Source organism: Delftia sp. (assembly GCF_059499305.1).
This window is the reverse complement of sequence record NZ_JCABYI010000032.1, coordinates 211546-225792: the sequence shown is the minus strand read 5'-3', so window position 1 is coordinate 225792 and position 14247 is coordinate 211546. Positions and strand designations below refer to the sequence as shown.

At 67.2% G+C, this 14247-nt stretch carries 12 protein-coding genes; 4 read left to right on the top strand and 8 right to left on the bottom strand.

Features of this window, described 5'->3' with window-relative positions; translation table 11 throughout:
- Nucleotides 1-3: 3 nt before the first annotated feature.
- A complete protein-coding gene (locus tag AC5I49_RS23215; RefSeq protein ID WP_495789957.1) occupies nucleotides 4-864 on the bottom strand; it encodes an ABC transporter ATP-binding protein in 861 nt (286 codons plus the stop codon).
- A gap of 142 nt (nucleotides 865-1006) precedes the next feature.
- Between AC5I49_RS23215 and AC5I49_RS23210 the strand changes: the two genes are divergently transcribed.
- Complete coding sequence (locus tag AC5I49_RS23210; protein WP_244387792.1) at nucleotides 1007-2791, top strand: monovalent cation:proton antiporter-2 (CPA2) family protein; 1785 nt, start codon at nucleotides 1007-1009, stop codon at nucleotides 2789-2791.
- A gap of 24 nt (nucleotides 2792-2815) precedes the next feature.
- On the opposite strand, the gene AC5I49_RS23205 is transcribed toward AC5I49_RS23210, so the two are convergent.
- Complete coding sequence (locus AC5I49_RS23205) at nucleotides 2816-3205, bottom strand: VOC family protein (protein ID WP_012207608.1); 390 nt, start codon at nucleotides 3203-3205, stop codon at nucleotides 2816-2818.
- Nucleotides 3206-3587: 382 nt separating this feature from the next.
- Between AC5I49_RS23205 and AC5I49_RS23200 the strand changes: the two genes are divergently transcribed.
- Nucleotides 3588-5237: an outer membrane protein assembly factor BamB family protein gene (locus tag AC5I49_RS23200; RefSeq protein ID WP_495789956.1), complete on the top strand. Its 1650-nt coding sequence runs from the start codon at nucleotides 3588-3590 to the stop codon at nucleotides 5235-5237.
- Nucleotides 5238-5399: 162 nt separating this feature from the next.
- On the opposite strand, the gene AC5I49_RS23195 is transcribed toward AC5I49_RS23200, so the two are convergent.
- From AC5I49_RS23195 to AC5I49_RS23185, 3 genes are all read right to left on the bottom strand, one after another.
- The gene (locus AC5I49_RS23195; RefSeq protein WP_088165571.1) at nucleotides 5400-5753 is read right to left on the bottom strand and encodes an energy transducer TonB; all 354 of its coding nucleotides are present in this window, start codon (nucleotides 5751-5753) and stop codon (nucleotides 5400-5402) included.
- A gap of 80 nt (nucleotides 5754-5833) precedes the next feature.
- On the bottom strand, nucleotides 5834-8188 hold the full coding sequence (locus AC5I49_RS23190) for a helicase C-terminal domain-containing protein (RefSeq protein ID WP_495789955.1): 2355 nt from the start codon (nucleotides 8186-8188) through the stop codon (nucleotides 5834-5836).
- The gene (locus AC5I49_RS23185) at nucleotides 8185-9861 is read right to left on the bottom strand and encodes a VRR-NUC domain-containing protein (RefSeq protein WP_252653159.1); all 1677 of its coding nucleotides are present in this window, start codon (nucleotides 9859-9861) and stop codon (nucleotides 8185-8187) included. Before AC5I49_RS23185 ends, AC5I49_RS23190 begins: the two co-directional genes overlap by 4 nt.
- A gap of 221 nt (nucleotides 9862-10082) precedes the next feature.
- Between AC5I49_RS23185 and AC5I49_RS23180 the strand changes: the two genes are divergently transcribed.
- Nucleotides 10083-10280: a DUF2191 domain-containing protein gene (locus AC5I49_RS23180; protein WP_410172264.1), complete on the top strand. Its 198-nt coding sequence runs from the start codon at nucleotides 10083-10085 to the stop codon at nucleotides 10278-10280.
- A gap of 75 nt (nucleotides 10281-10355) precedes the next feature.
- Here AC5I49_RS23180 and AC5I49_RS23175 read toward each other — a convergent pair whose 3' ends face one another.
- The 3 genes from AC5I49_RS23175 to AC5I49_RS23165 all read right to left on the bottom strand — a co-directional run bounded on the left by AC5I49_RS23175 (nucleotide 10356) and on the right by AC5I49_RS23165 (nucleotide 12389).
- Complete coding sequence (locus AC5I49_RS23175) at nucleotides 10356-11063, bottom strand: hypothetical protein (RefSeq protein WP_016452681.1); 708 nt, start codon at nucleotides 11061-11063, stop codon at nucleotides 10356-10358.
- 9 nt (nucleotides 11064-11072) lie between these two features.
- The gene (locus AC5I49_RS23170; RefSeq protein ID WP_080649906.1) at nucleotides 11073-11240 is read right to left on the bottom strand and encodes a Com family DNA-binding transcriptional regulator; all 168 of its coding nucleotides are present in this window, start codon (nucleotides 11238-11240) and stop codon (nucleotides 11073-11075) included.
- Nucleotides 11241-11636: 396 nt separating this feature from the next.
- Nucleotides 11637-12389, bottom strand: coding sequence for a helix-turn-helix transcriptional regulator (locus AC5I49_RS23165; protein ID WP_154833475.1), 753 nt, complete (start codon nucleotides 12387-12389; stop codon nucleotides 11637-11639).
- Nucleotides 12390-12618: 229 nt separating this feature from the next.
- Here AC5I49_RS23165 and AC5I49_RS23160 point away from each other — a divergent pair, with 229 nt between their 5' ends.
- On the top strand, nucleotides 12619-14211 hold the full coding sequence (locus AC5I49_RS23160; protein WP_495789954.1) for an Ig-like domain repeat protein: 1593 nt from the start codon (nucleotides 12619-12621) through the stop codon (nucleotides 14209-14211).
- The last annotated feature ends 36 nt before the right edge of the window (nucleotides 14212-14247 follow it).

Below are 14247 nucleotides of genomic sequence, written 5' to 3'. Positions count from 1 at the left end.
GGCTCAGCCTTCGGCCGCTCCGTGCATGGCGTAGAAGCGGGCGATCACGGCCTCGATGGCCATGTCTTCTCCATTGCCTTCGCCATCACCACCTCCACGATCCTCGCCCTGCGCTGCCGCCACCTGGGCGCGCAGCGCATCGACCGCGCAGTCGGCCAGCACGCGGCCATGGCCGATGACGATCACGCGCCGCGCCAGCGCCTCGATGTCGTGCATGTCATGCGTGGTCAGCAGCACCGTGGTGCCGCGCTCGCGGTTGGCGCGCAGCACGAACTCGCGCACGGCCAGCTTGGAGGGTGCGTCCAGGCCGATGGTGGGCTCGTCCAGGAACAGGATCTCGGGCTCGTGCAGCAGGGCCGCGGCGATCTCGGCGCGCATGCGCTGGCCCAGGGACAGCTGGCGCACGGGCTGGTCCAGCACGCGCTCCAGGTTCAGCAGCGCCACCAGCTCGTCGCGCGTGCGCCCGTAGCGTGCGGGATCGACGCGGTACAGGTCGCGCAGCAGGTTGAAGCCATCGCCCACGGGCAGGTCCCACCACAGCTGCGAGCGCTGTCCGAAGACCACGCCGATGCGGCCCACATGGCGCTGGCGGTCGGCGAAGGGGTCGCGCCCGTCCACCTCCACGCGCCCGCCATCGGGCCGCAGGATGCCCGACAGGATCTTTATGGTGGTGGACTTGCCCGCGCCGTTGGGGCCGATGAAGCCCAGCAGCTCGCCGCGCTCCAGCGCAAACGACACGCCATCCAGCGCCTGCACAGTGCGGTGGCGCGGACGCACCAGCGCGCGCAGCGCGCCCATCACGCCGGGGTCGCGCTCATGGATGCGGTAGGTCTTGCGGAGGTCGTGGACGAGGATCTGGGGCATGGCGCTGGGCGGTGAGGTAAGCGCAGAGGGGGGCACAGAGGGGGCGCGATTCTACACAGGACCGGGCTTTGCTATCCTGCGCGCAAATTCGCGGATGGAAATCCGCCTTGCCGCACGCACGCTCACACAAAGGAAACACAACATGGCAGCTGAAGGCAATGCAAGCCAGCTCGTAGGAATCGTCACGCTGCTGGGGGCCGCCGTGGTGGCCGTGCCGCTGTTCAAGCGGCTGGGCCTGGGCGCCGTGCTCGGCTACCTGGCCGCTGGCCTGGCCATAGGCCCCTACGGGCTGGGCCTGGTGACGGACGCGCAGACCATCCTGCACGTGGCCGAGCTGGGCGTGGTGATGTTCCTCTTCGTCATCGGGCTGGAGATGAAGCCTTCGCACCTGTGGGACCTTCGCGGCCAGATCTTCGGGCTGGGCAGCCTGCAGGTGGTGGTGTGCGCGCTGCTGCTCACGGGCGTGGGCATGGCCTTCGGCTTTCCGTGGCAGGTGGCCTTCGTCAGCGGCGCGGGCTTCGTGCTGACCTCCACGGCCATCGTCATGCAGGTGCTGGCCGAGCGTGGCGACATCCTGGCGCCGCGCGGCCAGCGCATCGTCTCCATCCTGCTGTTCGAGGACCTGCTCATCGTGCCGCTGCTGGCCGCCGTGGCCTTTCTGGCGCCGGCCGATGCGGCGCCCGTGGCCACCTCGCCCCTGTGGCAACGCGCGGGCGTGGCCCTGCTGTCGCTGGGCGCGCTGGTGGGCGCGGGCCTGTGGCTGCTGAACCCGCTGTTCCGCATCCTGGCCAAGGCCAAGGCGCGCGAGGTGATGACGGCCGCCGCGCTGCTGGTGGTGCTGGGCGCCGCCCTGCTGATGGAGATGGGCGGCCTGTCCATGGCCATGGGCGCCTTCGTGGCGGGCGTGCTGCTGTCCGAATCCTCGTTCCGCCACCAGCTGGAGGCCGATGTGGAGCCCTTCCGCGGCCTGCTGCTGGGCCTGTTCTTCCTGGGCGTGGGCATGGCGCTGAACCTGGAGGTGGTGGCGCTGAACTGGCGCATCGTGGGCATGGGCGTGGTGGCGCTGATGCTGGGCAAGGCGCTGTGCATCTATGCCGTGGCCCGCGTGGCGCGCAGCAGCCATGCCGATGCGCTGGACCGCGCCATCCTCATGGCCCAGGGCGGGGAGTTCGCCTTCGTGCTGTTTGCCGAGGCGCTCAAGCTCAAGGTGCTCAGCCCCGAGGTGCATGCCAACATGACGGCCATCGTCGTGATGTCCATGGCCATCACGCCGCTGGTGGTGCTGCTGCACAAGCGCCTGGCCGGCGCCCAGGCCGTGTCGCTGGACGGCGTGGAGGCGCCGCAGGACCTGCGCGGCAACGTGCTGGTCATCGGCTTCGGCCGCGTGGGCCAGATCGCCAGCCAGGGGCCGCTGGCGCATGGGGCCAGGCTGTCCATCATCGACAACGACCCCGACGTGATCCGCAACGCCGAGCCCTACGGCTTCAAGGTCTACTTCGGCGACGGCGCGCGCGCCGACATCCTGCATGCGGCCGGCGCCAGCCATGCCAGCGCCATCCTGGTCTGCGTGGACAGCAAGGCCGCCGCCACGCGCATCGTGGAGAACGTGCGCCACGAATGCCCGCACGCCCGCCTCATCGTGCGCGCCTATGACCGCGAGCACGCGCTGGAGCTCATCCAGAAGGACGCCGACCATGTCGTACGCGAGAGCTTCGAGTCCGCCCTGCTCATGGGCCGCCACGCCGTGCTGGCCCTGGGCGCCACCGAGGACGAGGCCCGGACGCTGGAGTCCGAAGTGCGCGGCCGCGACACCGAGCGCTTTGCGCTGGAGACCGCCGGCGGCACCTTTGCGGGCCGCGCGCTGCTGCTGGGCAATATCGAACGCATCGATCCGCCCCGGCACGACAAGCCCACCGCCAGGGACTGAGCGCGAAAGGGCCGCAGGCCCCGCTCAATGCCGCTGGTTGATCTGTATGAGATTGCCGCATGTGTCGTCGAACACCGCAATCGTGACCGGCCCCAGATGCGTCGGCGGCCTGGTGAAGCGCACGCCGGCCGCGCTCAGGCGCTCGTACTCGGCCTGCACGTCGTCCACGCCGAAGAAGGTGGCCGGCACGCCGTCGGCATGCAGGGCGGTCTTGAACGGCCTGGCGGCCGGGTGCATGTCGGGCTCCAGCAGCAGCTCCACGCCATCGGCATCACCGGGCGATGTCAGGGTGAGCCAGCGCGCATCGCCGCCCATGGGAATGTCGTGCTTGAGAACGAAGCCGAGCACGTCGCGGTAGAAGGCCAGGGCCTTGTCCTGGTCGTCGACGAGCACGCTGGTAATGACGATCTTCATGGGGCAGTCCTTATGTCGCACGCGGGGCGACCGACGGAGACTATGGTAGTGGACCGGCCTTTCATCATGCGGAGTGCTCCAACAGCACTGACCCGTCCCCACGCAAGCAGAGAGGGTCACCGGGGCTTGGGCATCAGTCAATCGTTGCTCCCGACAGCTTGACCCGCTTCTGGTCCTCGACCAGCCTGGACTGAAAGCAGGTCGGCGCCAACCGCTAATCAACGACGCGATGCCCAGCGCCGACCTGGACGCCTGGGGCAGTCTGGAGGGAGGCCACTCGGCAATATCGAGGCACAATCGCGGCTTTGCGCCATGACCGTGTTTTCATTCCCGAAAGTAGCGACCTAGGGACGACTTGGCGTGAGCGACGAAGGCAAATGAAATGAAAAATGCAATAGGTATCTTGATTGCCCTGATTCTGACGGCTTGTGGTGGTGGAGGCGGAGGCAGCACCGAGAATCCACCTCCCGTGGTCAATCCACCCGCCGAGCCGGGCAATGGCGGCAATGGCGGCAATGGCATTCTGACATTCGACCCTCCCCGGCTGGAGGCTACTGTCATGCAGGCAGAGTCGCTGACGCTGCAAGTCGTCGGCACCGCCTCCTCCAGCATCCAGGAACAATTGAATCTGCGGCTGGAAGTCACGGCTGACTTCTCTCCCGAAGTGGCGTTGGAGCAGTTGGGTGCCCGCCAGTATCGGGCCCGGCTCAAGATCTCCGAGAGCGCAGCCAGCGGCAAGCGCTCAGGCTTCATCAACGTATCTCTCTGCCGCGATGACCCCACTGTCTGCGCCTCCCCCTATCCAGGATCGCCCTGGAAGCTGCCCTACCAACTCAATATCATCTCGACTTCAGATAATCTGAAGCCGCTGAGCAAGCTCGATGGCGCCTCGACCTGGTCCAATTTCCAAGGCAATGCGGGGCACACAGGCTATGTCGCAACGAGCAAGTGGCTTGATCCTGCGAACTTCAGCCTGCGCTGGATGCGGGCCAAGTCCACGGGAGCGGATGGCTCCAGCAGTGAAATGCTGACCACCGGTTCGCACGTGGTCTTCAACGGCGGCTCAGGCGCTGACGAGGCCGTCGTAGCGCTGAACGAGGCCGACGGCAACGTCGCCTGGACACGGCCTCTCCCCTTTTTCGGTAATCCGGTGCTTTCCGCCGGCCATGTCGTGTCCCAGGTGCGGTCGTTCCAATCGTCACTGAAGACTCTGGACGCAGCTACCGGAGCCATCGTGGCAGAGGAAAAGCCGGTGACAACCGGCCGTGAATCCAGCCTCTGGCTTACCGGAGATGCCGATTCCGTCTATGTTGGCGAGCAGCAGCGCCGTGTGGATGCCGCGACCGCCGCGGTGCGCTGGATGGAGCCTGAGCTTCCCATCTTCTATCAGGGCGAGCGCGTGGACGCCGTCGATGCCCAGCATGTCTATTCGATGCAGAAAAATGTCTCGGCTCAAGCGGAAGCCAGCTTGGTGATCAAGCGGCGCGAGGACGGCGGTCGGGCCATCGTGCTGGACGATCCCCAGAACATCCCGTACGCCTTCACGGAGAAAGCCCCCAGCACCACGGTGCTGGATGGCACTGACCGGGTGCTCGCCGCGCGCTACGGCTACAGCGAAAGCACGATCAGCAGCTTTTCCATCTCACAGAAAAAGCGCCTGTGGACCATGAAGAAGCACTTCCTCAGCGTGCCGGTCGTGGCCAATGGTGTGGTTTATGTGGTCGTCGCCGAGCCACGGCCATTGCATGCCTATGCGGCCGATAGCGGAGCTCTGTTGTGGTCCATGCCGCTGACGGGCGACAACAGTCCCATCAACATCAACGGCCTCACCTACCAAGCCGTTGCCGTCAACAACCTGATTTTCATATCCAATCTGTCAGCCGAAAAGGGCAACTACACCCACGCAGTGGACCCAGCGACCCGCAAGATAGTCTGGCAGTTGCCGGCCAGCGGACGCTTGGCCGTATCCGACAACGGCCTGCTCTACATCGCCAGACCCAATAAGAGCCTGCTGGCCATCAATCTGCAGTGAGGTAAAGGTGAACCTGCAGCGCCGAACAGGCGGACGCTGCAGGGAGCAATGCAGTGGGCCATGCAGTGAATGCCTGGAAAGCGACAACCCCTATTGAGGCTTGCACCCTCTACAACATCCGCCACCGCATGGCGCAGACTCGGCACACACTTGGCAGGCCCGCTATTTCAGCCTGAAGGTGACGGGCACGCGCGTCCACATGCTGTCCGGCACGCCGTCGCGCGTGCCGGGGACAAAGCGCCACGTCCGCACGGCGTCCAGCGCCTCCTGGTCGAGCAGAGGATAGCCGCTGCTGTCTGCCACATCCACGGCCAGTGCCTTTCCGCTGGCGCCCACCAGAACCCGCAGCACCACCTTGCCTTCCTGCTCCAGCCGCCTGGCTTCCTTGGGATAGGCCGGCATCTTGTTCTCGCTGGCCTGCCTGTCGGGCACAGGCTGCACCACGCCTGCCGCAGCCGGGCCGCCGGCCAGCAGGCCCAGGGTCAATGCAAGGATGGCGCAGCGCATGCGGGGCATTCGGAAGGCTCCTGGATGGGGACGGGATGGGGGACTGGATGGGGGTGGGAATGGCAGTCGTGGACTGGTGCGGGCCCGGATCATCGCATGCCCTCCACCCGCCACCAGTGCGGCAGCAGCGCCTGCACCTCGCCGCGCCGATAGCGGTCGTCGATGAGAAAGACCACGCCGCGGTCGTGCTCGCTGCGGATGACGCGGCCTGCGGCCTGGACCACCTTGCGCAGGCCTGGGTAGAGGTAGCTGTAGTCATAGCCCTTGTCCGCGCCGAACTGGCGGTCCATGGCGCGCTTCATCTCTTCGTTCACGGGATTGACCTGGGGCAGGCCCAGCGTGGCCACGAAGGCGCCGATGAGGCGCTCGCCGGGCAGGTCCACGCCCTCGGAGAACGCCCCGCCCAGCACGGCGAAGCCCACGCCCTGCCCGGCTTCGGTGAAGCGGGCCAGGAAGGCCGCGCGGCCCTCTTCGTCCATGGAGGGGGTCTGCAGCCAGACCGGCAGCCAGGGATGGGCGCGCTGCAGGCATTCGGCCACGCGCTGCAGGTAGTCGAAGCTGCTGAAAAAGCACAGGTAGTTGCCGGGCCGGCGCGCGTACTGCGCGGCCACGAGGTCGGCGATGGGCCGCAGCGAACGGTCGCGGTCGCGGTAGCGCGTGGAGATGTGGCCGGCCACCTGCACATCGAGCTGGTCGGCCTGGAAGGGCGAGTCGGCCTCCAGCCAGTGCGTGCCTTCGGGCAGGCCCAGGATGTCGCGGTAGAAGTGCGGCGGGCTCAGCGTGCCCGAGAACAGCACCGAGGCATGGGCCGCCGCATGGCGTGCCGCCAGGTGGGGCGCGGGCACCACGCAGCGTATGCACAGCGTGGAGGCCGGCGCGCGACGGGGGCCTGAGCGCCCGGGCAGCAGGTGGACATCGAACAGCGCATGGCCGCCGAACTGCTCGGCCAGCGCCATGAACTGCAGCGCCTCCCAGTAGAAGTCCAGCACGGGGTCGCCGGGCAGCATGGGGCTGTCGGCATTGGTGTCGGCGATGGCGGCCACGGCGCGCTGCACGGCGCCCAGCAGGCCTGCGGGCACTTCCTCATGGGCCTGGTAGCTGGCGGTCTGCTCCCTGTTCAGCGCGCTCCAGCTGCGGCTGAGCCGGTCCAGCGCCTTGCGCACGGCACCGGTGGCCGACTTGCGGGCGGCAGCCAGGGCGAACTGCGACAGCTCGGCCGTGTACATGCGGCGCGCGCGCTCGAGCAGGTTGTGGGCCTCGTCCACCAGCACACCCACCTTCCATTGCTGGGCCTGGGTGAGCGCGTACAGCATGGCGGCGCTGTCGTAGAAGTAGTGGTAGTCGGCCACGACCACGTCGCTCCAGCGCACCAGTTCCTGGGACAGGTAGTAGGGGCAGATGTCGTGCGCCAGGGCGACGGCACGCACGGCGGGCGGGTCCCAGGGCGCCTGCTGCAGCGCGGCGGCGCGCGCGGCGGGCAGGCGGTCGAAAAAGCCGCGCGCCAGCGGGCAGGAGTCGCCGTGGCAGGCCTTGTCGGGATGCTCGCAGGCCTTGTCGCGCGCCAGGATGGCGAGCACGCGCAACCTTGCGGGTGGCGAGGGTGGCGAGGGCGGAGGTTGTGGCGCAGCCGGTTCCTGCGGCGGTGGCTGGTGCTGCTCGGCAATCTGCCGGTTCACGCTGGCCAGCGCCTGCAGCGCCAGGCCATGGCCCGTGCCCTTGGCCGTGAGGAAGAACAGCCTGTCCAGGCCCTGGTCCGGCATGGCCTTGAGCATGGGGAAGATGGTGCCCAGCGTCTTGCCGATGCCCGTGGGCGCCTGCGCCATCAGGCACTGGCCGCCCTGCTGCGCGCGCGCCACGCGGTAGACGGCCACGGCCAGCTCGCGCTGGCCGGCGCGAAAGCCCTGCATGGGAAAGCGCAGCGCGGCCAGCGCCGCCTCGCGCGCCGCGCGGTGGGCGGCCTCGCTGCGCGCCCAGTCCAGGAACAGCGCGCATTGCTGCTCGAAGAAGGCGCGCAGCGTGGCCGCATCTTCCTCCTGCACCAGCACGGTTTCCTCCGAGTTGCCCACGTTGAAATACACCAGGGCCACGCGCAGCCGCTGCAGGCCGCGCGCCTGGCACAGCAGATGGGCGTAGATGCGCGCCTGGGCCCAGTGCAGGGCGCGGTGGTGGGCGCGCACGCCCTCGATCTGGCCCCGGTAGGTCTTGATTTCCTCGAGCTGGCCAGCCCCGGCGTCGAAGCCGTCGGCGCGGCCGCGCACGCGCAGGTCGCCGTATTCACCGGCCAGGCTGATCTCGGTCTCGTAGTCCTTGCCCCTGCGCGACTGCACCAGGCTGTGGCCGGCCATGCCCTCCAGTGCGCTGGGCGCGGGCGTGAAGCGCAGGTCCAGGTCGCCCGCGCGCGCCGTGAACTCGCACAGCGCGCGCACGGCCACGGTGTAGCTCACGCGGCCTCTCCCAGCGGCTGGCCGCGCCACTGGACATGGCACACGCGCACGGGAATGCCGTGCTCGGCACAGTACTGCAGCCAGCGGATCTGGTTGTCCTGCAGCTTGTCGCCGGGGGCCTTGGCCTCGACCAGTTCGTAGCGGCGCTCGGCCGGCCAGAAACGCACCAGATCGGGAAAGCCCGTGCGGTTGGCCTGCACGTCGCGCAGCAGCCGCGCAAAGAACAGCTTGAGGTGGGCGGCCGGAATGCAGTCCAGCGCCAGCGCAAGCAGCGGCGCGCTCAGCGTGCCCCAGAACACGAAGGGCGACTGCAGGCCCTGCTTGTCGGCATGGCGCTGCACGATGACCTCGCGCCAGCTGCCATCGTCCAGATGCGCCAGGCATTCCTCGAACAAGGCTGCGCGCCGCTGCACGAAGTCGGGCGCGGACAGGTCGGCCGGGCCGCTCTGGAACGGGTGGAAGAAGGCGCCCGGCAGCGGCGCGAAGATGGCCGGCCAGCACAGCAGGCCGAACAGCGAGTTGATGAGCGCGTTCTCCACGTAGAACACCGGCGCGGAGTCGCTGTGCCAATGGTCGCGCAGCACGTATTCGACCGATGCGGGCCGCGCCGGCAGCTCCAGCTCCACGTCCATGCGCATCTGCGCCACCACGGGCGCCAGCGCCGCCGCACGCCCGCGTGCGCCCTGCCCCAGGCTGCGGCGCAGGCGCGGCAGCATGCGCGCCACGCGCTGCAGCTCCTCGTCGCTCTCGGGCTGGGCCTGGGCGGCCTGGGCCAGCGCCATGGCATCGGCAAAGCGCTCCATGCGCTCGTACACACGCATGCGCCGGTGGCGGGCGCCGGGGTAGCGGCTTTGCGCATAGGCCTGCTCGGCACGCTCCCAGTCCTGCATGCGTTCGCAGGCCTGGCCTATGCGCAGCAGCACCTTGGCGCGGCGCTGCTCCAGCCAGGCATTGCCGCTGGCGCAGCCGGCCACCTGCTGCAGCAGCGCATCGATCTCCACGCCCTCATCCAGCGCCGCGCGGCAGGCCTGCAGGGCCAGGTAGCCATCGACATCGTCACGCGACTGGAAGGCCCGTGACGCCGCATCGAAGGCCACGGCCTCGTAGCGGAACACGCCCAGGTCGGCCAGCACGAATTCCGACCAGTCCTGGTAGAGGTTGCCGAAGAACATCAGCCGAAAGCGCTCGCACAGCGCGCCCACCATCACGCGCCAGGCGGCTTCGCCGGCTCCGACGCCCTGGGGCTGCCACTGCGCATAGGGCCTGGGCGCCTCGTGCAGGGGCTGCAGGGCCTGCAAAAGCTCGGCCTTGCGCAGGCCTGAGTGAACGGGTGCGCCTGCGAACAGCTGCAGCAGCTCGGGCTTGGTGTGCAGCGCAAACAGCTCCTCCAGCGCCATGGGGTGGTCCGCGTCCAGCCAGCCCATCTCCAGCAGGGGCGCGGCCGCGTCGGCAATGCCGGGAATCTCTTCGTACACCAGCTTGCCGGCCCGAAACCAGGGCCCGCGCCGCATCAGCAAACGCACCATCAGCGCCTGCGAGGGCTGGGGCAGCTGCGTGAAACGGGTGAGGAATGCCTGCTCGGGCGCGTCCAGCAGATCGCCGTAACGCTGGCCAATCCAGTCCAGCGCGCGCTGGAAGTTGTGCAGGTAGTAGAAGCGGTGGGGAGGGAGCATGGGCCTGGCAGATCGGGCAGCCAGGCCGCTCGAAAACTGTATCTTTATACAGTCATCATAGCAAAACAGGAGTGACCACTTCGGAGGGAAGCGCGCTTGTCTGCAGGCTGGCGCAAGCCCAGAATTGCATCTGTTTTGATGACAGAGGGCCCGCCATGCGGATCACCGTGACGATCGACGATGCCTTGTACGAATAAGCCCTGAAGATGCTGGAGCCAGGCATGGACGAGGCAGCTCTGTTCCAACAGGTCCTCAGAACTTTCGTGAGGGTGCAGGCAGTCAAACGCCTCGCAGCACTTGGCGGCAGGGCAACCGATATGCCGGATTCCCAGGAGATTGCGTATCGCTGGCCCTCGCCTACAGACTGGCTTTCCACCAAAGGCAGCACGATGCGCAACGCATGGCAGCATGCGTATTGACCACCCCCTGCCAGGAGGACCAGGGCATGGCGGCGATACGGCTACACGCTGCCCTGGGACCCGCTCTCAGATCACTTACGGATTGGCTATCACCTCGTCAGCATCCGACCAATAGCTGATCAGGCGTGTATAGACAAAGCCGGCGGCAGGCTTGTTGGGATCACTGATGCTGAACAACACCACCTTGCCTGCGTCACGGGAGTCATAGTTGGCCGAGTAATCCGACCAGAAGGTTGGCAGGCTGAATACGGTCTGGCCCGTACTCTTGTCCGTTGCCCGGACTGCGTGGCCGATGCTGCCGTTCTTGGAAATGCTTTCGATCACCAGTCGATACCAGCGCAGTTCCTCGAGCTTGGCCTCGCCGATGGCACCACGCGGATATTGAGCGGACGGACGATGGTGCGAGTCACCGTTGTCCTTGGTGTTGGTGATCTCAATTTCCTCAAGCGCCACGCTGCCTGGCGAATAGCCCCAATTGCCCGCAATGACAGCACCGCCACGGTTGTCACCCGCCACACTGTATGAGCCTTTGTGCCTGGCAATGATGCCCATGTGGCAAGCGGCCAGATAGCCATCGCTGAAGCGCACATCCATCACGATGGTGTGGCGGTTGTTGGCAGGGTTGTAGTTGGCAGGACGCCCCGTGTTGTCGAACACGAGCGCATGCGGATTGATATGCCGCGAATCGTAAACAAGAGGGAAACCCGTCGTGCTTTTGTACTGCTGGATGTTGTCCGGCGGCATGTACTGATCCGAGACGAGAACCTTGGAAACTTGAGCCATGGAGGCCTCCTATTCAATGGATGGAGTCGAAGGCGCTCGGCGGCACTCGGGTGGGGGGTTCGCTTGGACCCTCAGGGAATTCAACGTGCCGCAACGCGGGCACTTGATGTTCAGTAGCTGAAAGACGCCCATGGCGAGCTTTCGATTGCAGTTCGCGCATCTCACTTCCTGCTCCATGCGCTGCCTCACTGCAATGGTTGAAACAACATGCCGTCGGACACCAGAAATGGCAACGTACCGCCGCTGAGAAGGACGGCGTTGAAGCCGACAGGAGAGCAACTGGCAAAACAAAACATGAGGCCTCGGCACAGTGGATTTCAGGAAGTCCGCCGTATGGCTTGGGCGGACTTTTATTGTGCTGGCGCGAAACCTGTAGGTAAAACTGTGCCGGACGTGGCTGCACCGCTTACGTCGAGCAAGCCTGTGGTCGCGAGACAGGCGCCTGCACGCGCTGGCCCAGCGGTTTGGCATTGCCTGCCGGAGCGTCTTGCCGTAGGGCCGGTTTCCCTGCTTCTCGAAGGGCTGGCCCCGCGCACGGCGCACGCGCGGGTTCGCACAAGCGCGCGACACGCGCTACAAATCCGGCCTGCGCATCCTCGACAAGGCGTCCTGCCGATTGGCGGCTCCCAGCTTGCGGTAGATGTTTTCCAGGTGCCGCTTCACCGTGCCTGCACGCAACTCCAGCATGGTGGCGATTTCTGCGTTGGTGTTGCCGTTGGCGACCCATTGCAGCACTTCACGTTCGCGCGGGCTCAGCACGTCGGCAGCCGGCGAGCCCGGTGAGAGCGCCTGCCATGCCGCCTGGCTGATTCGCTGCTGCTGGCTCAGGCGCCGCCACTGCGCCTGCGCATGCGGCCCCAGCAAGGTCAGCGCCATGCGCTCCGCCGCGGTGTAGCCGCGCGAGGCGCGTGTGACATTGAGGGTCAGCATCGCTCCGTGGCCCAGTTCCACGTCCAGCGCGAGTCCGTCCTGCTGGCCCACCTGGGAGTAGGCCTGGGCATAGAGCGCCGTCCTCTGCCATTGCCCGCGAGTCAGCAGGTCGGAAATGCTGGCGGCCTGCGTCTGGCGCTGCCGATACAAGGGGTTGTCGGCCAGATGCCGGTGCACCGCAGCGTTGACTTCGGAGGAAATGGCCCGCACCGGATCGTAGGCCGTGTAGCCACGGACTTCCGCAATGCCGGAGAAATCCACCACCCGAATGTCACCCGGCACCACCAGGCGCAGCGCGTGCAGCAAATGCGTGGCCAGCGCGTGCAGATCGGGCGCGCCGTGCACCGCGAGGATGGCCTGATTGAGTTGCCCCAGTTGCTGCGTTGACAGGGTCATGTCGCGAAATCCAATGGCGTGCTCGAGGTGCTGGCGATAGGTGGGCCGGCTGAGGCCGCATTTTCAGGCCTGCGATGTGCCGTCGGCACATTTTCACGATCTTCGCAGAAAGCTAAGGTCACGCGGTCCGCAACAACAGCGCGCGGGTCTGCCCGGGACACGCAGCGCAACGGGAGGAACCGTGCACGCTTTTCTTCACAGACCCCTTCGACGCCTCCGGCTTCTGGCAGTGCCTGGCGCGCTGTGCAGCCTGCTGGCACTCAATGGCCAGGCCGCGACCATCGTGGTCAATACCACGGACAACACGCCCGGTGCAGCGGACTGCAGCCTGAATGAGGCATTGACCAGTGCCCAGATGGATGACGGCAGTTGGGGCAACGGCGCATGCATATCGGGCAATGGCGCGGACACCATCGTGTTCGACCCGGCCGTCTTTCCGGCAGGCAGCCTCACCGCCATTGCATTGGCAGGCCATTCCATCGACCTCAACTTCACCACCTCGGACATCACGATCGACGGGGACCAGCGGGTGGCGCTCGATGGGGGCAATGCCTCCCGCCTGGTGTCGGCCCAGGGCAGCGATGTCCAGCTCACGCTGCGCGGCCTGACACTGCGCGGCGGGCAGACCGCCGCCGGTGAAGACGGCGGCGCCATCTACCTGGACAACGGCGTCACCCTGCGCCTGGAGCGCAGCGTGGTGCAGGACAGCACGGCCGGCATCAACGGCGGGGGACTGTACAGCCGCGACAGCACGGTGACCATCGTGGACAGTGTGTTCAGCGGCAACCAGGCAGGGGGACAGGGCGGTGCCATCTACAGCACGGGCAGCGGCTCGCTGACGGTGGAGCGCAGCCGCCTGTCCGGCAACACGGCCCGCACGCTGGGCGGGGGCCTGCGCAGCGGGGTGCCGACCACCATGACCGACAGCACCGTCACCGGCAACGTGCTGGTGTCTCCGGGCTCGGGTGCCGGCGTCTCGTTCACGCTCACCCGCCCCCGCACACTCCACGGCAACCAGATCACGAACAACGCGCCCGGCAACAACTGTGGCGGCGAAACGTTCACGGGGACGGGCAACCGCTACTGGCCGGCCAGCGATTCAAGTTGCCCGGCGGCGGCAGGTGCCATCGCCAAAGCGCCGCAGGCCATCACCTTCACCACGGCACCACCGGCCGGCGCACGGGTGGGGGATACCTATGACGTGGCCGCCGTCGGAGGCGCCTCGGGAAACCCCGTCATGTTCGCCGTGGATGCATTGACCGCGGCGATCTGCAGCGCCTCCGGCAGCACCATCCGCTTCCAGGCCGCAGGGACATGCACGATCAACGCCAGCCAGCTCGGCGATGCGGACCATGACGCGGCTACGCAGGCGGTGCAGATGGCGGCGGTGGGACAGGGCCCCTCCCGTGTCACGCTGACCTCCAGCGCCAATCCCTCGCGTTCCGGGCAGTCGCTGTCCTTCTCCGTGGTGGTCGCACCCGATGTCTCCCTGGGCACCGCCGCCGTCCCCACGGGAACGGTCGAAATCCTGGCTGGCGGCCTATCGCTGGGCACGGCGGGTTTGTCCAATGCCAGGGCCATCATCGCCACCACCCAACTGACGGTGGCCGGCCCGCATGCCATCGTGGCCCGGTATGGCGGCGATGCGAACTATCTCGCTGCGGACAGCGGCGCATGGACCCAGACCGTGGAGCCCGCAGCCCCGGCCCCGGCCCCGGCCACAGCCACCCCCGTGCCCGCGCTGGGCCCCTGGGGAGTGCTGCTGTGCGCCGTGCTGACGGGATGGGCAGGACTGCGGCTGCGCCGCGTGCACGGCACCTGATGCGGCACCTGATGCGGCACCTGATGCAGCACCCGA